Here is a 23334-nt window from a genome sequence, read left to right on the forward strand (position 1 = left end):
GAGGACAAAAGAATGAAGTGGTTCATTCTGGCGTTATTCATCGTGTGCGCCACGGTAGTTCACTACCGTGGCCGCGTACGACACCGGTTCTCGCGGCAGGCGTTGGATCATTCCACCTTCACCGCGCCGCTGAACTGCTTCATGTACGCATTCTCCAGCGTGCCCAACAAGCCCTATCTCGACCTGGACCAGTTCCCGGAACTGAAGGTCTTGCTGGACCGCTGCGACGAAATCCGGGCCGAGGCCGTCAACCTTTATGGCGACGGCCACATCAAGGCCTCGGACAAGTACAACGACGCGGGCTTCAACTCGTTCTTCAAGACGGGCTGGAAGCGCTTCTACCTGAAGTGGTACGACGCCGACCATCCGTCGGCCGAGGCGCTCTGCCCGGTGACCACCAAGCTGCTGGCGGGCATCCCGACCATCAAGGCCGCCATGTTCGCCTCGCTGCCGCCGGGCAGCCGGCTGCCGCGGCACCGTGATCCCTACGCCGGTTCGCTGCGTTTCCACATGGGCCTGATCACGCCGAACAGCCCCGACTGCTACATCAACGTCGACGGCCAGGAATACTACTGGCGCGACGGCGAGGCGGTCGTGTTCGACGAGACCTTCATCCATTACGCCGAAAACAAGACCGACCAGAACCGGATCATCCTGTTCGCGGACGTCGAGCGGCCCATGCGCTATCGCTGGGCCCAGGCGTTCAATCGCGTGGTCGGCGGTTTCCTGCTGCGCGCGGCCGCCGCGCCCAACCAGGAAGGCGACGCCACCGGCGGCATCAACCGCATCTTCGGCGCGGTCTACGCCGTGCGCCGCTTCGGCAAGGCGCTCAAGAAAAAGAGCAAGCCGCTGTACTACCTGTCCAAGTGGGCGCTGGTGGCGGCGATCTTCGCGCTCATCTTCCTGTAAACCCGGCGCCAGCGTTCCTGTAGCATAGCGGGCGGAGCCTCTCATCCGGGAGGCTCCGCTTTTTTACATCCGACCGGGGCCACCTTCATGGACAGGGTTTTCATCACCGGCGCCAGCAGCGGCCTGGGCCGCGCCCTGGCACGACGCTACGCCGCCAGCGGCGCCACGCTCGGCCTGCTGGGCCGGCGCGAAGACGCGCTGCGGGAACTGGCCGACAGCCTGCCCGGCCAGCATCGCTGCTACGCCGTGGACGTGCGCGACCGCCAGGCGCTGCATGCCGCCGCGCAGGATTTCATCGCCTTCTGCCAGGGGCGGGTGGACGTGGTCATCGCCAGCGCCGGCATCAGCGCCGGCACCCTGACCGGGCATCACGAGGACTATGAGGTCTTCAAGGCCATCGTCGATACCAACCTGCTGGCGACCGTGGCGACCTTCGAACCCTTCGTCGAGCCGATGCGCGCGACGGGCGGCGGCCGGCTGGTCGGCATCGCCAGCGTCGCCGGCGTGCGCGGGCTACCGGGCGCGGGCGCCTACAGCGCCTCCAAGTCGGCGGTGGTGACCTACTGCGAAAGCCTGCGGCTGGAACTGGCGGGCGACGGCATCCGTGTCGTCACCATCGCGCCGGGCTACATCAAGACCGCGATGACGGCGCACAATCCGTACAAGATGCCGTTCCTGATGGACGCCGACAAGTTCGCGCAGCGCGCCCAGGCGGCGATTGGGCGCGGCACCACGTACACGGTGATTCCCTGGCAGATGGGCGTGGTGGCGAAACTGATGCGCCTGCTGCCCAACGCGGTCTACGACCGGCTGGCGCGCAACGCGCCGCGCAAGCCGCGCAAGGCGGACAAAGCCGGCTGAGCCGCAGGGCGCCAGGACGACACCCTGGCGCCGGCCGTCACGGCACGACGTCGTCGCCGACCTCGGCGGCCACGTGGCCCACGTCGCCCCAATCCAGCACTTGCCACTGGCGGCCGCGCACGCCGACCCGGTTGATGCTGACGTTCAGCAATGCCGCGTCGCGCGGCGCATTCAACGGCACGCCGCTGGCATGGCGCCAGATGATGTCCAGCACGCCGCCGTGGGTGAACATCAGGATGCGTTCGCCGTCATGGCGGCTGGCCACGTCATCCACCGTGGAGATGACGCGCGACTGGAACTGGCCCAGCGTTTCGCCGCCGTCCAGCGCGCGCAGCGGATCGCGGCTGCGCCAGGCGGCCGCGGCTTCCGGCGCTAGCGCGTCGATGCGTTCCAGGTCCAGCCCTTCGAGCACGCCGAAGCCGCGTTCGCGGATGCCGGGCTCGACCCGCACGCGCAGGTCCAGCTGTTCCGACACCGGCGTGGCGGTGGCATGGGCGCGTTGCAGGTCGCTGCTGTAGATGGCGTGGATCGGCGTGCTGCGGGCGTCTTCACGCAGGCGCGAGGCCAGCAAACCGGCCTGGTTGCGGCCGAATTCGTTCAAGGGGATGTCTTGCCAGCCCTGCAGGCGGCGCTGGCGGTTCCAGTCGGTTTCGCCGTGGCGGATGAACCAGATTTCAGTCATTGCGGTGTCGATACGGTGGGGAAGGGCGCGGGTGGCGGACCGACCCGGCTCAGAGCGGCTCGGGCGCGACTGGCGCGCGCGGCTTCCAGATGGCTTGAATCACCGAGCTTAACGCGACCAGCGCGGGCTCGCTAGCGCGTTCGTAGGGCAGGATGAAACCCAGCGTGGCATCGGCTCGCGCCTGGCCCCACACCATGAAATCGCCCGAGGCCGCGCCGGCCAGCGCGGTTTCCTCGCGCAGCAGCGCGCAACCGGCGCCGGCCCGCACCAGCGCCTCCAGGTTGGCCTGGTCGTCGTTCTGCATGGCGATGCGCGGCGAGAGGCCGTGGCGCTCGAACATGTCGCGCAACAGCAGGTGGGTGTGGCTGCCGGCGGGGCCGTCCAGCCACGGCAATTGCGCCACCTCGCGCCAGCCGCCGCGCTTGAGCACGGCGGCATGTTCGGTCGGCAGCGCGATGCGGTAGCGCACGCTGCGCAGCGGCAGCCACAGCACGCCGCGCGGCGGGTGCGCGGCGATGGTCAACGCCGCCGGCAGCCGGCCGGTGCTGACCTGCTCGGCCAGCACGGCGGTGGGCTGGATCTGCGTCTTCAGTTCGATCAGCGGCAGCCGCTGCGTGATGGCCGCCGCCAGCTCGCCCAGCCGCAGGAAGTCGGGCTTCTCGCTGGGCAGGCCCAGTTCCACCACGCCCTGCAGGCTGCCTTGCAGTTGCTGCGCCTCGGACTTGAATTGCGCGCCCAGCACCAGCAGCGATTCGGCCGTGGGCAGCAGCATCTCGCCGGCCTTGGCCAGGGCCAGCCGTCCGCCGCTGCGGTCGAACAACGCCACGCCCAGGCTCTGTTCCAGCGCCTTGATCTGCGCGGTGACGGCGGGTTGGGTCAGCGACAGCGCTTCGGCGGCCCGCGTCAGGTTGCCCAGGCGGGCGACGGTGACGAAGGCGCGGATCTGATAGATTTCCATGCCGCCTTTGTAGGGGAAGCCGGCTCAGGCGGCAAGCAGCCGTACTTGCGTCGGCTCCAGCCCGATCGACACCGGCGCGCCCACCGGGAACGGCGACAGCCCCGCCAGGTGCGACTGGTCGGCCGTCAGGCGCTGTTCGCCGATCTGCACCTGGTAGCGGGTGAACTCGCCCAGGAACTCGCTGCTTTCCACCACGCCCGGCAGCCACACATAGCGCGCGTCGCCCAGCCCGTCGGCCATTTCGATCTGCACCGTGTGCGGCCGGAAGCTCGCCGCCAGGCGCTGCGCCGCCGGCGCTTCGGCCGCCAGCGGCAGGTGCAGGTCGCCCACGCCTTCCACCGCCAGCACCACGCTGCCGCTGGTGCGCTCGCGCACCTCGCCCTCCAGCACGTTCATGGTGCCGACGAAGTTGGCCACGAAGCGGTTCACCGGGTAGTCGAACAGCGTGCTGGGCGCGCCGATCTGCTGGACCACGCCGTGGTCCAGCACCGCCATGCGGTCGGCGGTGGTCATGGCCTCTTCCTGGTCGTGGGTGACGAAGATGGTGGTGATGCCCAGCCGCCGCTGCAGGCTCAGCAGGTCCTGCCGCATCTGCACCCGCAGCTTCTTGTCCAGGTTGGACAGCGGCTCGTCCAGCAGCAGCACCTGCGGCTCGATCACGATGGTGCGCGCCAGCGCCACGCGCTGCTGCTGTCCGCCGGACAGTTGGTTGGGGCGGCGGCGCGCGTATTGCGACAGGCCCACCAGCTCCAGCGCGGCCTCGACCTTGGCGCGGATCTGCTCGCGCGGCAGCTTGCGCTCGACCAGCCCGAACGCCACGTTGTCCCACACCGTCATGTGCGGCCACAACGCGTAGTTCTGGAACACCATGCCGATGTTGCGGTTCCAGGGCGGGATGGCGCTGATGTCCTTGCCGTCCACCAGCAACTGGCCGGCGTCCTGCCGGTTGAAGCCCGCGATCAGGCGCAGCAGGGTGGACTTGCCCGAGCCCGACGGCCCCAGCAGGGCGAAGAACTCGCCCGGCTCGATGTGGATGTTGACGTCCTTGAGCACTTCGGTTTTGCCATACGACAGCCGGATGTTGCGGCATTCAACGCTGACTTTCTTCATGTCGATTCCCCTTGATTCAGGCCGTCTCGTCGTGACGCGCCGGGCGCTGGCGCGCCTGGGCGCGTTCCACCAGCAAGTGCGAGACATACGTGCCGACCGCGACCGCGGCCACCGCCAGCACGCCCAGCGCCGCGCCCGGACCCCGGCCCGCCGCACTCTGCATGTACAGATAGATGCCATAGCTCATCGGCGCCTGGCTGTCCTTGGTGACCAGCATGATGGTGGCCGACAGCTCCACCGCCGCCGTCACGAAGCTGGTCACGAAGCCGGCCAGCATGCCGCCCGCCATCAGCGGTACCACCACCCGCCGGATGGTGCGCAGCCGCGTGGCGCCCAATGATTGCGCCGCTTCCTCCAGCGACACGTTGATCTGCTGCAGCGCGGCCACGCACGAACGCAAGGCGTAGGGCAGGCGCCGTACCGAGTACGCGATCATGATGATGATCCACGACGAGGTCAGCAGCGTGCCGGTGCCCGGGATCTCCACGCCGCGGAATGTGCGCAGCAGTCCGATCGCCAGCACGATGCCCGGGATCGCCAGCGCCGCCGAGGCCAGGAAGTCCAGCCATTGGCGCGCCGGCAGCCGGGTGCGCAGCATCAGGTAGGCGATGGCGGTGCCCAGGATCACGTCCACCCCCGCGGCCAGGCCGCAGTAGAGCAGGGTGTTGGCGATCATGCCCTGCGACTCGCTGAACACCGCGCCGTAGTGCGCCAACGTGTAGCCGTCCGGCAGCGGCGCGAAGCTCCAGACGCTCGCCAGCGACAGCAGCAGCACGCCCATGTGCGGCGACAGGACCAGCAGCAGCACCAGGACGATCCAGCCATAGGCCAGCACGCTTTCGGCCGGCCGCAGCTTGCGCTTCTGGATCGAGTTGCCGCCCTTTTGCAAGGTGGAATAGTCGCGCCCCTTGAGCACGCGCGCCGACAGCCACAGCGCCAGGATCGAAAAAGCGATCATGATGACGCTGATGACATAGCCCAGCGGATCTTCCAGCCCCACCTGCGTGATGCGCAGATAGGCCTGCGGCGCCAGCATGTTGGTGGTGCCCAGCACCAGCGGCGTGCCCAGGTCGTCGAACACCTTCACGAATACCAGCGAGGCGCCGGCCACGTAGCCCGGCAGCGCCAGCGGGAAGATCACGCGGCGGAACAGCCGGAAGCCGCGCGCGCCCAGGTTGAAGGCCGCTTCCTCCATGGCGCCGTCGATGTTGCGCAGCGCCACCACCAGGTTCATCAGGATGAACGGGAAGTAGTGCAGCGCCTCGACGAAGATGACGCCGTTCAGGCCTTCCATGAACGGGATGGTGAAGCCGAACCAGTCGTTCAGCAGCAGGTTGACGCTGCCGGAACGCCCAAAGATCAGCTGCATCGCCACCGCGCCGACGAAGGGCGGCATGATCAGCGGCAGCACGCCCAGCGTCTGGATGATGAGCGCGCCGCGGAAATCGAAGCGCACCGTGAAGTACGCCAGCGGCACCGCGATCAGCGAGGCCAGCAGCGCCGACCAGCCCGCCACGTAGAGGCTGTTGAAGAACGCCTCCAGCATCAGCGGCTGGTTGAAGAACGCGCCGAAGTGGCCGATGGTGAAGCCGCCATCGGCATTGACGAAGGCGCTGTAGAACACCGTGCCCACCGGCACGGCCAGGAACAGCGCCAGGAAACCCAGCACCAGGAGCGCGGCCAGCACGGGGCCGGCGGGCAGGCGTGAATGGCCCGGAAGATTCATCGAGATTCCCGTAAAGGTTCAAGACAGGCCGCCCGCGGCGGGGCGGCGGCCGGACGGGGCGAGCCCCCCGTCCGGCGCGAGCCGGGCCTACAGCGCCGCGGCTTCCCGCGCCAGCTTCACGGCCTGCTCATAATTGCTCTTGGCCGTGCCGTTCCATTCGCCTTCAAGCTTGGTGATCTGCTGGTTGACCGCGGCGTCCTTCTTGTTGCCGCTGAAGATCTTCAGGAACTCGGGATCGGCGGCCTGCTTGCCATCGACCAGCGGCGCCCAGGCCAGCTTGCGGGCCTGCGCCAGCAGTTCGGCCGGCTTGCCGCTCTTGCCCTTGTCGCCGAGCTTGGCCTCGGCGTCGTAGATCGCCTTGGTCGCCGCCTGCAATTCCTTCAGGCGGAACGTGACGGTCTGGTCGTACAGCGACTGCACCACGTAGTAGCGCGTCTGCGACAGGTCGGCGTTGAACTGCACCTTGCTGCGGCGCGCGATCTCGGCCGGGTCGGGGTAGCCCTGCGGCACCTTGCCCGCCAGCGCCGAATACGGCAACACCGGCAGGCGCGAGATCTTCGGTTCCAGCAGCAGCTCCTGGCCGGCCTGGCTGAGCGTGAAGGCGATGAACTTCCTGCCTTCCTCGGCGTTCCGGGCGCCGTCGATCAGCGCGATGTTGGCCGGCACGATGGCGGTCTCGGAGGGATAGACGAATTCCACCGGGAACTTCGAGTACTTGCTCGACAGGCCGAAGAAGTCGATCACCGGACCCGCGCCGAACTGGCCGTTGTTGACGCCGTCCGGCACGCCGAACGAGCGCTCGGTCACGGCGCTGCTGTTGCCCGACATGCGCAGCAGCGTGTTCCAGCCGTCGTCCCAGCCTTCGCCCTGCAGGATGGTCTCGACCGTCAGGTGCATGGTGCCCGAGCGCGACGGCGAGGTGATGCCGACGTGGCCGAACCAGTGTGGCGCCAGCAGGTCCTTCCATTCGACCGGGGCGGGGATCTTGTGCGCCGCGATGTAGCGCGTGTTGTAGACGATGCCGTAGCCGGCCAGCGCCTGGCCCAGGTACATGCCGCCCGGGTCGTTGATGGGGTAGTTGCCGATCTTGTCCGGCACGTCCTTGTTGGCGACGTCCGCCGATTTGGCCAGCAGCTTGTCGCGTCCCAGCACCTCGAAGGCGTCCGGCGCGCTGGCCCAGAACACTTCCGGGCGCTGGCCGGCCGGCGTCTCGCGCACGTAGGCGATGCCGGACACGGTGTTCTTGTTGAGGATTTCCAGCGTGATGCCGGGGTTGGCCTTCTCGAACGCGGTCTTGTAGGCCTGGGTCAGGTCTTTCGGGAACGACGTGATCACCGTGACGGTGCCCGCCAGGGCGGGGGCGGCGCAGGCGGCCAGCAGCGCCCCTGCAAGGGCTGTGCGCATTGCATGCATGGTTTGTCTCCGTGGTTTTTTCGATTTGTCCGGAGACCTTAGCGGCTGCATGCGCCGCCAGTCCAATCACAAATTTTGATGCGCGCCATCAGCCCTGCGGGCATTCGGGAGAACCCGCGCGAACTTGGGAGTCGAGCCGGCGGGCCCTTTTACGCGGTGGCGGACACCCCGCCGTTCGCCTTGGCCATCGCCTTGATCTTCTCGTTCATCACCTGCTGGATCTGGTTCATGATCTGCAGCGCTTGCCCATTCAGGGCCTGCAATTGCGTGGCCTTCTGCTCCGCCGACGCATTGCTGTCGCGCACGCGTTCGATCTGCTCCATGACGCGCTTGAGCTGGCGCTGGAGTTCCTTGATCTGGCGGGTGTAGTGGTCGTCGTTTTCGGACGATTCCGTTTCCTCGGCCTGGCCCACCTTCATGGCGCCCGCGTTGGTGACGCGGATCTTGCCGTCGGGGGTGACGGTGACGCCCGGGTCGCCCGCCTTGGCGTCCCGGGCCTCCTTGTTGGCCTGGATCTTCTGCGCCCACAGGTCGGCCATGCTGCCGATGCGCGAGGTGCCGCTGATGGAATCGATGGCCATGAAGGTCTCCGGGGAGAGGTTTGACTGGGGTTTCCACTAATACGGCATGCTGGCGGGGAACTTAAGTTGCCGCCCGTTCCCGGCCCCCTTTACACTGGCGCCCGCTCACACCAAACACTCCCGGGGAATCCATGTCCAATTCCTATTTTCCGCGCTGGCGCCTGGCGGACGACGCCGAGCCCGGCGTCATCATCGCGCCCGATGAACGCCTGTCGTGGCCCAAGAACGTGGCCATGGGCGCCCAGCACGTGGTGGCGATGTTCGGCTCCACCGTGCTGGCGCCGCTGCTGATGGGCTTCGACCCCAACGTCGCCATCCTGATGTCGGGCATCGGCACGCTGATCTTCTTCCTGTTCGTGGGCGGGCGCGTACCCAGCTACCTGGGGTCCAGCTTCGCCTTCATCGGCGGCGTCATCGCGGTCACCGGTTACGCCGGCGGCGGCGCCAACGCCAACATCGGCGTGGCGCTGGGCGCCATCATCGCCTGCGGCCTGGCCTATACGCTGATCGGCGTGCTGGTCTGGATCGCCAACGGCCGCGCCGGCGGCGGCGCCAACTGGATCGACACCCTGATGCCGCCGGTCGTGACCGGCGCGGTGGTCGCGGTGATCGGCCTGAACCTGGCCCCCATCGCCGCCAAGGGCGCCATGGGCGCCTCGGGCTTCGACAGCGCCATGGCGATCGTCACCATCCTGTGCGTGGGCGGCATCGCCGTCTATACCAAGGGCATGGTGCAGCGCCTGTTGATCCTGGTCGGCCTGATCCTGGCCTGCGTGGTGTACGCGATCTTCGCCAACGGCATGGGGCTGGGCAAGCCGATGGACTTCTCGGCCGTGTCGGCCGCCGCCTGGTTCGGCCTGCCGCACTTCGCCGCGCCGGTGTTCAAGGCCGAGGCCATGGGCCTGATCGTGCCGGTGGCCATCATCCTGGTCGCCGAGAACCTGGGCCACGTCAAGGCGGTCAGCGCCATGACCGGCCAGGACCTGGATCGCTACCTGGGCCGCGCCTTCGTCGGCGACGGCGTGGCCACCATGGTCTCGGGCGCGGTCGGCGGCACCGGCGTCACCACCTACGCCGAGAACATCGGCGTGATGGCCGTGACCCGCATCTACTCGACCCTGGTATTCGTGATCGCCGCGCTGATCGCCGTCGTGCTCGGGTTCTCGCCCAAGTTCGGGGCCCTGATCCAGACCATTCCCGCGCCGGTGCTGGGCGGCATGTCGGTGGTGGTGTTCGGCCTGATCGCCATTGCCGGGGCCCGCATCTGGGTGGTCAACCAGGTCGATTTCAGCGACAACCGCAACCTGATCGTGGCCGCGGTCACGCTGGTGCTGGGCGCGGGCGACTTCACCGTCAAGCTGGGCAATTTCACCCTGGGCGGCATCGGCACCGCGACTTTCGGCGCCATCATTCTCTACGCCCTGTTGCGCCGCAAGAAATAGGACGGGGCATGGGCGGCGGCCCATGCGCTGTTCCGGGGCCATGGGCCGCCCCGATCCCGCCCGGGGCGCCGCCGTGCCTGCGCCGCCCCGGATTCAGAAACCCGCCGCGCCTTTTCAGGGGCGCGACAAGCGCGAAGCCGGCGCCCGGCCGGTCATCTGCACCGGCGCCGCCTCGATCACCTGGCCCGACTGGGTCTTGAATACCGCGGTCGCCTCGGCCAGGCGCCTGGCCTGCTCCTCCATCGCCGATGCGGCCGCCGAGGCCTGTTCCACCAGCGCGGCGTTCTGCTGCGTCACTTCGTCCATCTGCGAGACCGCCAGGCTGACCTGATCGATGCCGCCCGCCTGTTGCGTCGATGCGGCGGAGATCTCGCCCATGATGTCGGCCACCCGCTGCACCGAGGTCACGATTTCCTCCATCGTCTGGCCGGCGGCCGATACCTGGGCCGAGCCGGCCGCGACCGTCTCGACCGAGGTTTCGATCAGCGCCTTGATTTCCTTGGCCGCCTGCGCCGCGCGCTGCGCCAGCGTGCGCACTTCGCCCGCCACCACCGCGAAACCCTTGCCCTGTTCGCCCGCCCGGGCCGCCTCCACCGCCGCGTTCAGCGCCAGGATGTTGGTCTGGAAGGCGATACCGTCGATCACCGAGACGATGTCGGCGATGCGTCGCGAGCTGTCGGAAATGCCCTGCATGGTGGCCACCACCTGGCCGACCGTGTGGCCGCCACGCTGCGCCACCTCCATGCTGACCGCCGCCAGCTGGTTGGCCTGGGCCGCGTTCTCGGCGTTCTGCTTTACCGTGGTGGCCAGCTCTTCCATGGTCGACGCGGTTTCCTCCAGCGCCGCGGCCTGCTCCTCGGTGCGGGTCGACAGGTTGGCGTTGCCGGCGGCGATTTCCGCGGCGCCGATGTTGATTTCCTCGACTCCCTGGCGCACGGCCGTCACCGTGCGGGTCAGCCCTTCCTGCATGCGTCGCACCGCCGAGAACAGCATGCCGATTTCATTATTGGAGCGGGCCTCGACCCGCTGGGTCAGATCGCCGGCGGCGATGCGATCGAAATGCCGGCCGGCGTCCTGCAGCGGCAACAGCACGCCGCGCCGGATGAAGGCCCAGCACAGCGCGGCCAACAACAGCGCCACCGACAGCAGCACGATTGCCGACATTCTTGCGGTGGAATAAGTGGTCTGCGAGCGCGCCAGCACGTCGTCGCTGCGTTCCTGCACCCGCGTCAGGAAAACCTGCATGTCCTTGGCGAAAGCGGCATCGGCCTGGCGCACCCGCGGCTCGCTCTGCTGGTAGCGGGCCGCCGAGCGTTCCTTGAGGGCGGCGTCCAGTTCGTCCAGCACTGCCACATAGGCATTGAACTGACCTTGCAGAATCTGCGCCAGCTCCTGGCCGCGTTCGCTCTTTGGCACCGCCATATAGCGGGTGAACCGCTCGCGCGCCTGTTGCAGCTGGCTGGCGGCGGCGGACTCGGCGGTGGCGGCCTGGTCGGCGGCGCCCGCCTGTAGGTCGGCGATACCGGCGCCGAGCGCCAGCCGCGCCCGCAGCAGGGCGCCGCTGGCCTCGTATAGCGGGTCGACCTGATGCACGGCCACATTATTCAGGTCCTCGATTTCCCGGACACTGTTTTCCGCATTGCGCCAACTCAGCCCGCACGCCAGGGCCAGGGTAATGACGAAAAAGAACAGCACCAGCATCATGCCCGTACGGACTTTCATTTTTTCCAGCATGGGAGCTCCCGTTCTTGAACGCGCTCCACCCCAGGCGCGGGCCTTTGCCCGCAAGCGCCACGGCGGAGGGACGAACGTCGAGCCGGATGACTGCGATGCGTCCGCCCAACCTGCAACACGCACAATCAATCGATTTACGCGGCGGCCATGAACAGCCGGCGCGTCCCTTCGCTGCGAACCAGAAAAAATGCCGGCGAATACCGGCATGTATTTAATTGTTATTAATGGGCCAGTTTGTCGGTTATACCTTTTTTATTGAATACAACCGGCCGTTTTTACATAAACCCGGCCACCGCCGGGTTTATCCCTATCGCGCAGTATCTTTTACGCAACGCGGGTTGTAGCTGGGAAACGACGGGTTTTAGCGGGTTACGGCGGCGAAATGCGCCGAAAACGCCGGTTTCTCCGGTGGCTTGCAATTCCCGCGGACTTTGACCACAATATGACCTTGATTGCCCCGGTTCCGACCCGAGCCGGGGTTTTGTTTTGGTCGCAGCTTGCCGCATTCGTCCGGCGGGCCGGCCCGAGCGGGCGCAAGGGGATCCATCGGGTTCAGCTTTGCCCGCCCCTGGCCGTTCCGCTCCTGGCGATGCCCGTCACGTATCAGCTTCCGACGGCGCCCCATGCGTCAGGTCCAAGACCTTCACACCGAGAACGCTCCGTCGGGGGCGTTTTCTACTTTTGTTTGGGAAACGACATGTCTGCCATTCCTTTGACCGTGCGCGGGGCCGAGCGCTTGCAAGAAGAGCTCCAGCGGCTGAAAACCGTGGAACGTCCCGCCGTCATCAACGCTATCGCCGAAGCGCGCGCGCAGGGCGATCTGTCGGAAAACGCCGAGTACGACGCGGCTCGCGAGCGCCAGGGTTTCATCGAGGGCCGGATCGCCGAGCTTGAGGGCACGCTTTCCAATGCCCACCTGATCGATCCGACCTCGCTCGAGGCCGAAGGTCGCGCCGTGTTTGGCGCCACCGTCGACATCGAGGACCTGGATTCGGGCGATCGCGTGACGTACCAGATCGTCGGCGACGTCGAAGCCGACATCAAGTCGAACCTGATCTCCGTGTCGAGCCCCGTGGCCCGCGCGCTGATCGGCAAGAGCGAAGGCGACGTGGTCGAGGTCAAGGCCCCGGCTGGCGTTCGTGAGTATGAAGTGTTGAGCGTGCGTTACATCTGACGCTGGCTCTGAGCGGTAAAATCAGCAAAACACCATAGCCCGCACCGGATATCCGGCACGGCAATATTGCGGAACGCTATGGTGGACCGGGCGCGTAAAGCGCCCGTTTTTGTGCCCGGCGGTACTATCTTTTGGGCGACGACTTGCGGCTGGTGCCGCTGCGGGCCCCGGCCCGCAGGCTCAGCGCGCTGCCGGCGCGGCGCGGAATGCCGTGGCTGCCGGAAGTGGTTTTCTTGGTGCCGGGACGTATCGGCTTGCCGTTCTTGTTGAGCTGGTCCTGCGGCACGAAGCGCGTCTTGGGCTTGGGCTCTTCGGTTTCGGAACGGCGCGGGCGCTTGGCCAGGGTCTTGCCCTCGGCGGCCAGCTTCTTGGGCGTATGCGGCTCGGAGGCGCGGCGCTTGGCGGGGCGTTCCGGCTCGAGGGCGGCCAGCACGGGCGGCTTGATGTTGCCGGCCAGCGGGCGGAACAGGATCAGGGTCTTGCCCAGGTGGTGCACCGGGGCGCAGGACAGCGTGTCGCAGATGGTCGACAGCATGGCCTCGCGGGCCTCGCGATCGTCGCCGCCGGCCCGGACCTTGATCAGGCCGTGGGAAGTGAGTGCCAGGTCGATTTCCTTGAGCACGGCTTCGGTCAGGCCGTTGTCGCCGATCAGGACGACGGGGCGCAGAGGGTGGGCGGCGGACCGAAGGTCGCTACGCTCACGAGAGGTAAGTTCTAATATAGGCATGCGTGGAATTGTACGGTAATGGCCAAGAATAAATTCTCCAAAGACTGGATTCACCAGCACATCAACGATCCCTATGTGAAGATGGCGCAACAGAAGGGCTACCGGGCCCGCGCCGCCTTCAAGCTGATCGAGATTCTCGATACCGAGAAGCTGTTGCGGCGTGGCGACCTGGTGGTCGACCTGGGTTCGGCGCCCGGCAGCTGGTCGCAGGTGGCGCGCGAGCGCCTGGCGGGGCCGGGCGGGGTGGTGGACGGGCGCATCATCGCGCTCGACATGCTGCCCATGGAGCCCGTGGCGGGCGTCGAATTCATCCAGGGCGACTTCCGCGAAGATGACATTTTGAAACAGTTGGAAGACATGGTCGGATCGCGCGCGGTCGACCTTGTAATTTCCGACATGGCCCCCAACTTGTCTGGCGTGGGTATCGCCGACGCCGCGCGCATCCAGCACGTGTGCGAACTGGCGATGGAATTTTCCCTTGCCCACCTCAAGCCCAACGGGGCGCTGATCGTCAAGGCATTCCACGGAACGGGCTTTTCGCAGATCGTGGAGTCCTACAAACAGCACTTCAAGCGGGTGGTCGAGCGCAAGCCGAAGGCATCGCGGGACAAGTCCTCCGAAACCTTTCTGGTTGCGCGCGATCTGAAATGACCCGCGCCGGGGCACGTGCCCTGGTGTCACAAGAACCTACCGGCCCGACGGCGGCCGGCCTGCCGAGACAACGACCAGCAAAATCACGAATCAGACGTAACTTAGCGGCCCGCCCCTTCCCAGGACGCAACCCGGTCCGACAGGGTAGAATGGGCTATTGACATACTTGTGACTGTGCCATATGCGGGTGCGCGGTCGCCGGTCGGAATCGAAAGCAGGAGATCGACCTTGAATAATTCATTTTCGAAAGTCGCCGTCTGGATGGTGATAGCCCTGGTGCTATTCACGGTCTTCAAGCAGTTCGACGGACGCGCGCAGACCCAGGACGGCGTGACCTACACGCAGTTCATGGACGACGCCAAGGCGGGCCGTATCCGCAAGGTGGACGTGCAGGGCGGCCCTGGTGGCGACGTGCTCTACGTCACGCCGGACGCGGGCCGCGCCTACACGCTGACCTCGCCGGGCGACCTCTGGATGGTTTCCGACCTGCTCAAGTACGGCGTGCAGGTGTCGGGCAAGCCGCGCGAAGAGCAGTCGCTGCTCATGAGCATCTTCGTGTCCTGGTTCCCCATGCTGCTGCTGATCGGCGTGTGGGTGTTCTTCATGCGCCAGATGCAGGGCGGCGGCAGGGGCGGCGCGTTCAGCTTCGGCAAGTCGCGCGCCCGCATGCTCGACGAGAACACCAACCAGATCACCTTCGCCGACGTCGCCGGCTGCGATGAGGCCAAGGAAGACGTCCAGGAACTGGTCGACTTCCTGCGCGACCCCAGCAAGTTCCAGAAGCTGGGCGGCCGCATCCCGCGCGGCGTGCTGATGGTCGGCTCGCCCGGTACCGGCAAGACGCTGCTGGCCAAGGCCATCGCCGGCGAAGCCAAGGTGCCGTTCTTCAGCATCTCCGGTTCGGACTTCGTCGAAATGTTCGTCGGCGTGGGCGCGGCCCGCGTGCGCGACATGTTCGAGAACGCCAAGAAGCACGCGCCCTGCATCATCTTCATCGACGAAATCGACGCCGTCGGCCGCCAGCGTGGCGCCGGCCTGGGCGGCGGCAACGACGAACGCGAGCAGACGCTGAACCAGATGCTGGTGGAAATGGACGGCTTCGAGTCGGGCCAGGGCGTCATCGTGATCGCCGCCACCAACCGTCCCGACGTGCTGGATCCGGCGCTGCTGCGTCCGGGCCGCTTCGACCGCCAGGTCGTGGTGCCGCTGCCCGACATCCGCGGCCGCGAGCAGATCCTGAAGGTCCACATGCGCAAGGTGCCGCTGTCGCCCAACGTCGACGCGACCATCCTGGCGCGCGGCACCCCGGGCTTCTCGGGCGCCGACCTGGCTAACCTGGTCAACGAGGCCGCGCTGTTCGCCGCGCGCCGCAATGGCCGCACGGTCGACATGTCGGACTTCGAAAAGGCCAAGGACAAGATCATCATGGGCGCCGAACGCCGCTCGATCGTCATGCCCGAAGAGGAACGCAAGAACACCGCGTACCACGAGTCCGGCCACGCCATCGTCGCGCGCATGCTGCCCAAGACCGACCCGGTCCACAAGGTCACCATCATCCCGCGCGGCCGCGCGCTGGGCGTGACGATGCAGTTGCCCGAGACCGATCGCTACAGCATGGACAAGAGCCGCCTGCTGTCGACCATCGCGGTGCTGTTCGGCGGCCGTATCGCCGAAGAGATCTTCATGAACCAGATGACCACCGGCGCCTCGAACGACTTCGAACGCGCCACGGCCATCGCCCGCGACATCGTCACGCGCTACGGCATGACCGACGAACTGGGCCCGATGGTCTACGCCGAGAACGAAGGCGAGGTCTTCCTGGGCCGCAGCGTGACCAAGACCACGCACATGTCCGAAGCCACCATGCAGAAGGTGGATTCCGAGATCCGCCGCATCATCGACGAGCAGTACGGTGTCGCGCGCAAGATCCTGGAAGACAACCGCGACAAGGTCGAAGTCATGACCGCCGCGCTGCTCGAATGGGAAACCATCGACGCCGACCAGATCGACGACATCATCGAGGGCCGCCCGCCGCGTCCCCCGAAGACGCCGCAGGGTCCGTCGGACACGTCGGACACGCCTCCGACCGGCCTGGCCGCCGGCGGCAACACGGCAGCCGCGGTCTGAGGTCTTTCGTCCTGATTTATGGCGAATAACTTCCTTTGCGGGCGCTTCGAGTTCGATCTCGAGCGCCCGCTTGTCATGGGTATCGTCAATGTCACGCCGGACTCGTTTTCCGACGGCGGCCAGCACGACGATACCGATTCCGCGGTGGCGCATGCGCGCCGCTTGATTGAAGAGGGCGCGCGGATCCTGGACCTGGGCGGCGAGTCGACGCGGCCGGGCGCCGAACCGGTGTCGGTCGCCGACGAACTGGCGCGCCTGCTGCCGGTGATCGAGGCGCTGCGCGATTGCGGCGTGCCGCTGTCCATCGACACCTTCAAGCCCGAAGTCATGCGCGCCGTGCTCGACGCCGGCGCCGACATGATCAACGACATCTACGGGTTCAGGCAGCCGGGCGCCATCGAGGCGGTGGCGCAATCGCGCTGCGGATTGTGCGTCATGCACATGAAAGGTGAGCCGCGCACCATGCAGGCGACGCCGCCCGAATATTCCGACCTGATCGGCGAAATCGGACTCTTCCTGGGATCGCGGGCGCAAAAGCTGCGCGCCGCCTGGGTCGATCCCCGACGCATCGTGCTGGACCCCGGTTTCGGGTTCGGCAAGACCGCCGACCAGAATTTCCAATTGCTGCGCCGGCTGTCCAGCCTGCGCAGCGGCGGTTATCCATTGCTGATCGGCCTGTCGCGCAAGAACATGATCGGCCAGGCCACCGGCCGGCCGGTCGGCGACCGGCTGCCCGGCAGCATTGCCGCCGCCCTGGCCTGCGTGGCCCGTGGCGCCTCCATCGTGCGGGTGCACGACGTGGCGGCCACGGTCGACGCGCTCAAGGTCTGGCAGGCGGCTGAACAAGGAGCAATCACTTCATGATTCGACGCAAGTATTTTGGTACCGATGGTGTGCGCGGCGAAGTCGGCGGCGCGGTGATCAACGCCGAATTCGCCCTGCGCCTGGGCTACGCCGCCGGCCGCGTGCTGGCTCGCGAGCACGCGGTGCGTGGCGGCAGCCGCCCGCAGGTGGTGATCGGCAAGGACACCCGCATTTCCGGCTACATGCTGGAATCGGCGCTGGAAGCCGGGCTGTCGGCCGCGGGCATCGACGTGCTGCTGGCCGGCCCGATTCCCACGCCCGCGGTCGCCTACCTGACCCGCGCGCTGCGCCTGGTCGCCGGCATCGTCATCAGCGCCTCGCACAATCCCTACCAGGACAACGGCATCAAGTTCTTCTCGGCCCAGGGCATGAAGCTGCCCGACGAGATCGAGGCCGCCATCGAGATCGCCCTGGACGAACCGCTGGGCTGCGTCAGCTCCGAAGGCCTGGGGCGCGCGCGTCGCATGTCGGATTCCCAGGGCCGCTACATTGAATTCTGCAAGAGCACCTTCCCCAACGATCTGGACCTGAACGGCATGACGATCGTGGTGGACGCGGCCCACGGCGCGGCCTACAACATCGCGCCGCACGTGTTCCGCGAACTGGGCGCCGAAGTGCACGCCATCGGGGTGCATCCCGACGGTTTCAACATCAACAAGGGCGTGGGCGCGCTGCACCCCGAACTGCTGGCCAAGGAAGTGAAGGCGCGCGGCGCCCAACTGGGCATCGCGCTGGACGGCGATGCCGACCGCCTGCAGATGGTGGATGGCGACGGCCGCATCTACAACGGCGACGAATTGCTCTACGCGATCCTGCGCGAGCGTATGCAGCGCGGCAAGGTGGATGGCGTGGTCGGCACGCTGATGACCAACTTCGGCTTCGAGCGCGAATTGCAACGCCTGGGCGTGGGTTTCGAGCGCGCCAACGTGGGCGACCGCTACGTGCTGGAGCAGATGCAGGCGCGCGGCTGGCTGTATGGCGGCGAAAGCTCGGGCCACCTCCTGTGCCTGGACTGCCATTCGACTGGCGACGGCATCGTGGCGGCGCTGCAGGTGCTGACGGCGTTGCGTCGCAACCATGTGTCGATGGCCGATTGGGTCAAGGATCTGCGCATGTACCCGCAGAAGATGATCAACGTGCCGTTGACGCCGGGCCAGGATTGGAAAACCCACCCCGGCCTGACGGCGGCGCGCCGGGCGGTCGAGGAGGAACTGGCGGGCCGCGGGCGCATCCTGATCCGCGCCTCCGGCACCGAGCCCAAGCTGCGGCTGATGGTCGAGGCCGAGGACGAGGCCCTGGCCGTGGCCAGCGCCGAGAAGCTGGCGGCCAGCCTGGGGTAGGTTCAACCATCCGCTCCAGACCCGACATGGCCATTCATTGTTTCGCGATGAATGGCCATTATTTGTGAATATTTCGTCTTTGTTTGTAAAGTTTTGTCGAGCTTTGCAGGAATTGACTCTCCTCGCTCCAAACTAAACTTCATAGTCACGTAACATATTGGTCAAGTCATTGACATACAGGGCGTCCAAACTGACCGGACTCTCTAGGAGCTTCGCGCAATGCTGGAACTAGCACGCATCAACCCAAGCCGTAATGCCGCAGAACCATGGACGGGCGCCGCCCCCCGGGTGCTGGTGGTCGGCCTGGCGCGCACGGCCGAGGAAATCGAACAGATCCAGCGCCTGCGCTACGACGTCTTCACCGAAGACATGGGTGCGGTCTTCCCGGATGCCCAGGACGGAATCGAGCACGACCGCTTCGATCCTTTCTGCGAGCACCTGATGGTGCGCGAGCTCGACACCGGCCGCGTCGTGGGCACCTACCGCATCCTTACGCCCGAAAAGGCGCGCGAGGCGGGCGGCTACTACTCGCAGTCCGAATTCGACCTGTCGGGGCTGGGCGCCATCCGCGACGAGCTGGTGGAAGTGGGGCGTTCGTGCACCCACGCCGACTACCGCAACGGCGCGGTCATCATGCTGTTGTGGTCGGGCCTGGCGGAATACCTGCGCCGCGGCGGCTACCAATACGTGCTCGGTTGCGCCAGCGTCAGCCTGCGCGACGATGGCGTCACGGCGGCCGAAGTGTGGCGCACCATTTCCAAGCAGCTGCCGAAAGAGGGCGAGCCGCAGGTCACGCCCTTGCATCGCTACCCCGTGGAAAAGCTCAACAGCACGCTGCCGGCGCGCGTGCCGCCGCTGATCAAGGGATACCTGAAACTGGGCGCCACGGTTTGCGGCGAACCGGCCTGGGATCCCGATTTCAACGCGGCGGATTTTCCGGTACTGCTGAAGATGGACGGCATGGACGAGCGCTACCGCCGCCATTTCGGCCTGGATCAACCCGCGACCGTCGGCCAGCGCTGATCATGCGCCGCCTGCTCCGCCGTATGAAGATCAAACTGATTCGGCGGGCCACGCGGCCTTTCCGCCTGGAACTCAAGCAGCTCGATCGCCAGACCGACCTGTCGCCGTTCTAGCCGCCCCCCGCCGTTGCACGGCAAAAGGCCCCGGATATTTCCGGGGCCTTGCCGTTTTCAGAACTCGAGCAGCTCGAACGAGAAGCCGACCTTCGACCATTCCGCTTCTTCCGCCCGCAGCGTGAAGTCGCTGAGCGGGTGTTGCGCCAGCCAGTCACGGTTCACGCGCACCACGATGGAATCGTTGCGCATGGACGCGGTCAGGGGCAGCGGTTCGATTTCACCACGGCGGCGGAACAGCAGCACGGCCAGCCGCAGGCTCAGGATGGCCATCCATTGGGCGCGGTTGCGCACCAGCGGTTCCAGCTTGCCCAGCTTGCCTTGGTGGCCCAGCGCCAGCAGCGCCAGCAACTGCTGGTCGGCGCGGGAAAAGCCCGGCATGTCGGCGTTTTCAAGCACGTAGGCGGTGTGCTTGTGATAGGCGTTGTGGGCGATCGACAGCCCGACTTCGTGCAGGTCGGCGGCCCAGCCCAGGGCCGCGCGCAATTCGGTGCGTTCGGCGCCTTCGGGCATCATCGCGTCGAACAGGCTGAGCGCGGCGTGGCGCACGCGCCGGGCCTGGTTGACGTCGACGTGGTAGCGCTTCACGAACTGGCGCACCGATTCGTCGCGCTTGTCGTGTTCGTCGTCGCGGCCGAGCAGGTCGTACAGCACGCCCAGGCGCAGGGCGCCGTCGCCCGTGTGCATGACGTCGATGCCAAGCTCGTCGAACAGCGCGCTCATGATGGCCAGCCCGCCCGGCAGCACGTCGGCGCGCTCGACCTTGATGCCGGGCAGTTCCGACGGGATGACGCGGCCGGCGCGCACGATGCGGTCCTTCAGCTTGCTCAGGCCGGCGCGGGTGATGCCGCGGTCGGACATGCCGCCTTCGGTGAGGATGGCGAACAGTGCCTTGGCGGTGCCGGACGAGCCGTAGGCTTCCTTCCAGCCCGTCTTGCGGTACTGCTTGGCGATGACTTCGATCTCGCGCCGGGCGGCCAGTTCGGCCTGCTTCATCTGGTGGGCGTCGACGATGCCATCCGAGAAGAACTGCCGGCTGTAGCTGACGCAGCCCATATACAGGGACGACATCAGGCCGGGCTCGTGGCCCTTGCCGATGATGACCTCGGTGGAGCCGCCGCCGATGTCGATCACCAGGCGCTTGTTGGGCGAAGGGGGCAGGGTATGGACCACGCCCGAGAAGATCAGGCGGGCCTCTTCGCGTCCGGCGATGACTTCGATGGGAAAGCCCAGGGCAGCCTCGGCCCGGGGCAGGAAATCGCGGGTGTTGCGCGCGACCCGGAAGGTGTTGGTCGCCACCGCGCGCACGCGGTTGGGATGGAAACTGCGCAGGCGATCGCCGAAACGTTCGAGGACGGCGATGGCGCGCTCGATGGCGTCGTCGCCCAGGCGTTTTTCGGCGTCCAGCCCGGCGGCGAGCCGGACGGTTTCCTTGAGGCGGTCGATCTGGTAGATCTGGGGCGTACCGTCCTGCTGAACGATGCGTCCGATGGAGAGGCGGAAGCTGTTGGACCCGAGGTCCACGGCGGCCAGAAGTTGATCCATGCGGCTCGTGATTTTGGCTGTGAGGTGGCCTGATTATAGAGACCCCATATGACAGCGCCGGCCCCCGCGGGTTTTCGCTTATGGAACAGATAGTTGGCGCCGGGAGACCATGCGCCATACGTCCCGGTTTTGTCGTACGCTACGCATTTGGCGTTGTGTCATAGAACCGTCACTCTTTTGAAGTAAAACTCCACGCTTTCCTTACGTATGGAATCCGGTATGACCACTCGCCCGCCCGCCGAGCCGCTGCTGCTGAACCGTGAATTGTCGCTGCTCAAATTCAACGAGCGCGTGCTGGCGATGGCGGAAAATCCCGGCACGCCCCTGCTCGAACGGCTGCGCTACGTGTGCATCGTCAGTTCCAACCTGGACGAGTTCTTCGAGATCCGGATCTCCAGCCTGAAAGAGCAGCAGCGCCAGTCGCCCAACCTGGTGGGGCCGGACGGCATGACGCCTGACCAGGCGTTCGAGAACGTCCAGCAGGCGGTGCACGAGCTGGTGGGGCGCCAGTATGCGTTGCTCAACGACGCCATCCTGCCGGCGCTGCAGGCCGAGGGCATCGCGCTGCATCATGCGTCGGAATGGAATGCCGAGCAGCAGGAATGGGCGCGCGAGGTCTTCAACCGCGACGTCATGCCGCTGCTGACCCCGATCGGGCTGGACCCGGCGCACCCGTTTCCGCGGGTCTACAACAAGAGCCTGAACTTCATCGTTTCCCTGTCCGGCGCCGACGCCTTCGGCCGCCAGGCCTCTATCGCCGTGGTGCAGGCGCCGCGCGCGCTGCCGCGCCTGATCAAGATGCCGCAGGAGCTGTCCGGCCATCCGGAAGGCTACATCCTGCTGACCTCGTTGCTGCGCGCCTTCGTCGGCGAGCTGTTCCCGGGCCTGGAAATGCTGGGCTGCTACCAGTGGCGGGTGACGCGCAACAGCGACCTGTTCGTGGACGAGGAAGAAGTCACCAACCTGCGCCACGCCTTGCAGGGCGAGCTGTCGCAGCGCAACTTCGGCGCGGCGGTGCGGCTGGAGATCGACAAGCTGACCCCGGTCGAGCTGGAAACCTTCCTGCAGCGCGAATTCTCGCTCAAGCCCGAGGACACCTACCGCGTGCCGGGGCCGGTGAACCTGTCGCGCCTGATGCAGCTGTGCAATTCGCCCAACCGGCCCGACCTGCTGTTCCCCGACTACCGCGCGCCGGTGCCGGCGCCGTTCGACCGCGTCGGTGACAAGCCGGCCGAGCTGTTCGAGGCCGTGGCCGAGCAGGACCGCCTGCTGCACCACCCCTATCAGTCGTTCCAGCCCGTCATCGATTTCCTGACCGCCGCCGCGCTGGATCCGGACGTGATGGCCATCAAGCAGACCATCTACCGCACCGGCGAGGATTCCGAGCTGATGAAGATCCTGCTGGCCGCCGCGCGCGCCGGCAAGGAAGTGACGGTGGTGGTAGAGCTGATGGCGCGTTTCGACGAACAGACCAACATCAACTGGGCCTCCAAGCTGGAAGAGGTGGGGGCGCACGTGGTCTACGGCGTGGTCGCGCACAAGACCCACGCCAAGATGGCGGTGGTGCTGCGGCGCGAAAAGGGCCGCCTGCGCCGTTATGCCCACCTGGGCACCGGCAACTACCATCCGCGCACGGCGCGCCTGTATACCGATTTCGGCCTGCTGACCGCCGATCCGAAGCTGTGCGAGGACATGGACAAGGTGTTTGCGCAGCTGACCGGCCTGGGCGCGCGCCGCGCGCTCAAGTCGCTGATGCAGTCGCCCTTCACCATGCACGACGGCATGGTGGCGCTGATCCGCGCCGAGGCGCGCGCCGCCAAGGCGGGCCAGCGCGCCCGCATCATGGCCAAGATGAACTCGCTGCTGGAAGAGCAGATCATCGAGGAACTCTACAAGGCCAGCCAGGCCGGCGTGAAGATCGACCTGATCGTGCGCGGCGTCTGCGCGCTGCGCGCGGGGGTGCCGGGGCTGTCGGAAAACATCCGGGTGCGTTCCATCGTCGGCCGCTTCCTGGAGCACTCGCGCGTCTTCTATTTCTATGCCGACGGCGCCGAGACGGTGTACCTGTCCTCGGCCGACTGGATGGACCGCAACTTCTTCCGCCGCGTCGAAATCGCCTTCCCGATCTACGACAAGACCCTCAAGAAACGCGTCATCGACGAGGCCTTCACCTTCGCCCTGCGCGACAACCAGCTCGCCTGGCAACAACAGGCCGACGGCGACTACGTCCGCGTCCGCAGCCGCCGCGAACCCTTCAATCTGCACCAATACCTGATGCAGAAACTGGGCGTGTAACACCAGGCCGCGCGGATCCGACCCGCCGGCCCACCTCTGGCGCCCCCGGGGAAACGACT

At 66.6% G+C, this 23334-nt stretch carries 19 protein-coding genes; 10 read left to right on the forward strand and 9 right to left on the reverse strand.

The window, feature by feature from the left end:
• Window positions 1-12: 12 nt before the first annotated feature.
• Both lpxO and DK459_RS29870 read left to right on the forward strand, forming a co-directional pair.
• Window positions 13-909, forward strand: coding sequence for a lipid A hydroxylase LpxO (gene lpxO, locus DK459_RS29865; protein ID WP_024070096.1), 897 nt, complete (start codon window positions 13-15; stop codon window positions 907-909).
• Between the two features lie 87 nt (window positions 910-996).
• On the forward strand, window positions 997-1770 hold the full coding sequence (locus tag DK459_RS29870) for an SDR family oxidoreductase (RefSeq protein WP_006385485.1): 774 nt from the start codon (window positions 997-999) through the stop codon (window positions 1768-1770).
• Window positions 1771-1807: 37 nt separating this feature from the next.
• Here the strand turns inward: DK459_RS29870 and DK459_RS29875 are convergent, their stop codons facing one another.
• The 6 genes from DK459_RS29875 to DK459_RS29900 all read right to left on the reverse strand — a co-directional run bounded on the left by DK459_RS29875 (window position 1808) and on the right by DK459_RS29900 (window position 8240).
• Complete coding sequence (locus tag DK459_RS29875) at window positions 1808-2452, reverse strand: histidine phosphatase family protein (protein ID WP_006385484.1); 645 nt, start codon at window positions 2450-2452, stop codon at window positions 1808-1810.
• A gap of 49 nt (window positions 2453-2501) precedes the next feature.
• Window positions 2502-3410, reverse strand: coding sequence for a LysR family transcriptional regulator (locus DK459_RS29880; protein ID WP_006385483.1), 909 nt, complete (start codon window positions 3408-3410; stop codon window positions 2502-2504).
• 24 nt (window positions 3411-3434) lie between these two features.
• The gene (locus DK459_RS29885; RefSeq protein ID WP_053497942.1) at window positions 3435-4520 is read right to left on the reverse strand and encodes an ABC transporter ATP-binding protein; all 1086 of its coding nucleotides are present in this window, start codon (window positions 4518-4520) and stop codon (window positions 3435-3437) included.
• A gap of 16 nt (window positions 4521-4536) precedes the next feature.
• Window positions 4537-6246, reverse strand: a complete 1710-nt coding sequence (locus DK459_RS29890; RefSeq protein ID WP_047993220.1) for an iron ABC transporter permease — start codon at window positions 6244-6246, stop codon at window positions 4537-4539.
• An 87-nt stretch (window positions 6247-6333) separates the two neighbouring features.
• Window positions 6334-7659, reverse strand: a complete 1326-nt coding sequence (locus DK459_RS29895) for an ABC transporter substrate-binding protein (protein ID WP_024070093.1) — start codon at window positions 7657-7659, stop codon at window positions 6334-6336.
• A gap of 149 nt (window positions 7660-7808) precedes the next feature.
• Window positions 7809-8240 carry a FlxA-like family protein gene (locus DK459_RS29900; protein ID WP_006385479.1) on the reverse strand — a complete coding sequence of 144 codons (432 nt, stop codon included), beginning with the start codon at window positions 8238-8240 and terminating at the stop codon, window positions 7809-7811.
• Between the two features lie 131 nt (window positions 8241-8371).
• On the opposite strand from DK459_RS29900, the gene DK459_RS29905 reads away from it, so the two are divergent.
• Entirely contained in the window at window positions 8372-9682 is a 1311-nt protein-coding gene (locus tag DK459_RS29905) for a solute carrier family 23 protein (RefSeq protein WP_049054682.1), read from the forward strand.
• A gap of 114 nt (window positions 9683-9796) precedes the next feature.
• On the opposite strand, the gene DK459_RS29910 is transcribed toward DK459_RS29905, so the two are convergent.
• The gene (locus DK459_RS29910) at window positions 9797-11416 is read right to left on the reverse strand and encodes a methyl-accepting chemotaxis protein (protein ID WP_006385476.1); all 1620 of its coding nucleotides are present in this window, start codon (window positions 11414-11416) and stop codon (window positions 9797-9799) included.
• Window positions 11417-12113: 697 nt separating this feature from the next.
• Between DK459_RS29910 and greA the strand changes: the two genes are divergently transcribed.
• Window positions 12114-12590, forward strand: coding sequence for a transcription elongation factor GreA (greA, locus tag DK459_RS29915; RefSeq protein ID WP_006385475.1), 477 nt, complete (start codon window positions 12114-12116; stop codon window positions 12588-12590).
• 124 nt (window positions 12591-12714) lie between these two features.
• Here the strand turns inward: greA and DK459_RS29920 are convergent, their stop codons facing one another.
• Window positions 12715-13317: a YhbY family RNA-binding protein gene (locus DK459_RS29920; protein WP_006385474.1), complete on the reverse strand. Its 603-nt coding sequence runs from the start codon at window positions 13315-13317 to the stop codon at window positions 12715-12717.
• 18 nt (window positions 13318-13335) lie between these two features.
• Here DK459_RS29920 and DK459_RS29925 point away from each other — a divergent pair, with 18 nt between their 5' ends.
• The 5 genes from DK459_RS29925 to DK459_RS29945 all read left to right on the forward strand — a co-directional run bounded on the left by DK459_RS29925 (window position 13336) and on the right by DK459_RS29945 (window position 19322).
• On the forward strand, window positions 13336-13968 hold the full coding sequence (locus DK459_RS29925; protein ID WP_006385473.1) for an RlmE family RNA methyltransferase: 633 nt from the start codon (window positions 13336-13338) through the stop codon (window positions 13966-13968).
• 228 nt (window positions 13969-14196) lie between these two features.
• Entirely contained in the window at window positions 14197-16095 is a 1899-nt protein-coding gene (gene ftsH, locus DK459_RS29930) for an ATP-dependent zinc metalloprotease FtsH (RefSeq protein ID WP_006385472.1), read from the forward strand.
• Between the two features lie 18 nt (window positions 16096-16113).
• Entirely contained in the window at window positions 16114-16959 is an 846-nt protein-coding gene (folP, locus tag DK459_RS29935) for a dihydropteroate synthase (RefSeq protein WP_006385471.1), read from the forward strand.
• Window positions 16956-18299 carry a phosphoglucosamine mutase gene (gene glmM / locus DK459_RS29940; protein WP_006385470.1) on the forward strand — a complete coding sequence of 448 codons (1344 nt, stop codon included), beginning with the start codon at window positions 16956-16958 and terminating at the stop codon, window positions 18297-18299. Before folP ends, glmM begins: the two co-directional genes overlap by 4 nt.
• A gap of 219 nt (window positions 18300-18518) precedes the next feature.
• On the forward strand, window positions 18519-19322 hold the full coding sequence (locus tag DK459_RS29945; RefSeq protein ID WP_006385469.1) for a GNAT family N-acetyltransferase: 804 nt from the start codon (window positions 18519-18521) through the stop codon (window positions 19320-19322).
• 170 nt (window positions 19323-19492) lie between these two features.
• Here DK459_RS29945 and ppx read toward each other — a convergent pair whose 3' ends face one another.
• On the reverse strand, window positions 19493-20980 hold the full coding sequence (gene ppx / locus DK459_RS29950) for an exopolyphosphatase (protein WP_006385468.1): 1488 nt from the start codon (window positions 20978-20980) through the stop codon (window positions 19493-19495).
• A 219-nt stretch (window positions 20981-21199) separates the two neighbouring features.
• Between ppx and ppk1 the strand changes: the two genes are divergently transcribed.
• Window positions 21200-23275, forward strand: a complete 2076-nt coding sequence (ppk1, locus tag DK459_RS29955) for a polyphosphate kinase 1 (protein ID WP_006385467.1) — start codon at window positions 21200-21202, stop codon at window positions 23273-23275.
• Window positions 23276-23334: the final 59 nt, after the last annotated feature.

The sequence above is a fragment of the Achromobacter sp. RW408 genome, from assembly GCF_003184165.1.
Lineage (GTDB): Bacteria > Pseudomonadota > Gammaproteobacteria > Burkholderiales > Burkholderiaceae_B > Achromobacter > Achromobacter xylosoxidans.

Excerpts from the sequence above, each read along its gene's own strand:
- glmM (WP_006385470.1), top strand. The coding sequence starts at position 16,956 with ATGATTCGACGCAAGTATTTTGGTACCGATGGTGTGCGCGGCGAAGTC.
- DK459_RS29900 (WP_006385479.1), bottom strand. The coding sequence starts at position 8,240 with ATGGCCATCGATTCCATCAGCGGCACCTCGCGCATCGGCAGCATGGCC.
- DK459_RS29895 (WP_024070093.1), bottom strand. The coding sequence starts at position 7,659 with ATGCATGCAATGCGCACAGCCCTTGCAGGGGCGCTGCTGGCCGCCTGC.
- DK459_RS29910 (WP_006385476.1), bottom strand. The coding sequence starts at position 11,416 with ATGCTGGAAAAAATGAAAGTCCGTACGGGCATGATGCTGGTGCTGTTC.
- DK459_RS29925 (WP_006385473.1), top strand. The coding sequence starts at position 13,336 with ATGGCCAAGAATAAATTCTCCAAAGACTGGATTCACCAGCACATCAAC.
- DK459_RS29920 (WP_006385474.1), bottom strand. The coding sequence starts at position 13,317 with ATGCCTATATTAGAACTTACCTCTCGTGAGCGTAGCGACCTTCGGTCC.
- folP (WP_006385471.1), top strand. The coding sequence starts at position 16,114 with ATGGCGAATAACTTCCTTTGCGGGCGCTTCGAGTTCGATCTCGAGCGC.
- DK459_RS29875 (WP_006385484.1), bottom strand. The coding sequence starts at position 2,452 with ATGACTGAAATCTGGTTCATCCGCCACGGCGAAACCGACTGGAACCGC.
- DK459_RS29880 (WP_006385483.1), bottom strand. The coding sequence starts at position 3,410 with ATGGAAATCTATCAGATCCGCGCCTTCGTCACCGTCGCCCGCCTGGGC.
- DK459_RS29890 (WP_047993220.1), bottom strand. The coding sequence starts at position 6,246 with ATGAATCTTCCGGGCCATTCACGCCTGCCCGCCGGCCCCGTGCTGGCC.
- DK459_RS29945 (WP_006385469.1), top strand. The coding sequence starts at position 18,519 with ATGCTGGAACTAGCACGCATCAACCCAAGCCGTAATGCCGCAGAACCA.
- DK459_RS29885 (WP_053497942.1), bottom strand. The coding sequence starts at position 4,520 with ATGAAGAAAGTCAGCGTTGAATGCCGCAACATCCGGCTGTCGTATGGC.
- ppx (WP_006385468.1), bottom strand. The coding sequence starts at position 20,980 with ATGGATCAACTTCTGGCCGCCGTGGACCTCGGGTCCAACAGCTTCCGC.
- DK459_RS29905 (WP_049054682.1), top strand. The coding sequence starts at position 8,372 with ATGTCCAATTCCTATTTTCCGCGCTGGCGCCTGGCGGACGACGCCGAG.
- lpxO (WP_024070096.1), top strand. The coding sequence starts at position 13 with ATGAAGTGGTTCATTCTGGCGTTATTCATCGTGTGCGCCACGGTAGTT.
- DK459_RS29870 (WP_006385485.1), top strand. The coding sequence starts at position 997 with ATGGACAGGGTTTTCATCACCGGCGCCAGCAGCGGCCTGGGCCGCGCC.
- greA (WP_006385475.1), top strand. The coding sequence starts at position 12,114 with ATGTCTGCCATTCCTTTGACCGTGCGCGGGGCCGAGCGCTTGCAAGAA.
- ppk1 (WP_006385467.1), top strand. The coding sequence starts at position 21,200 with ATGACCACTCGCCCGCCCGCCGAGCCGCTGCTGCTGAACCGTGAATTG.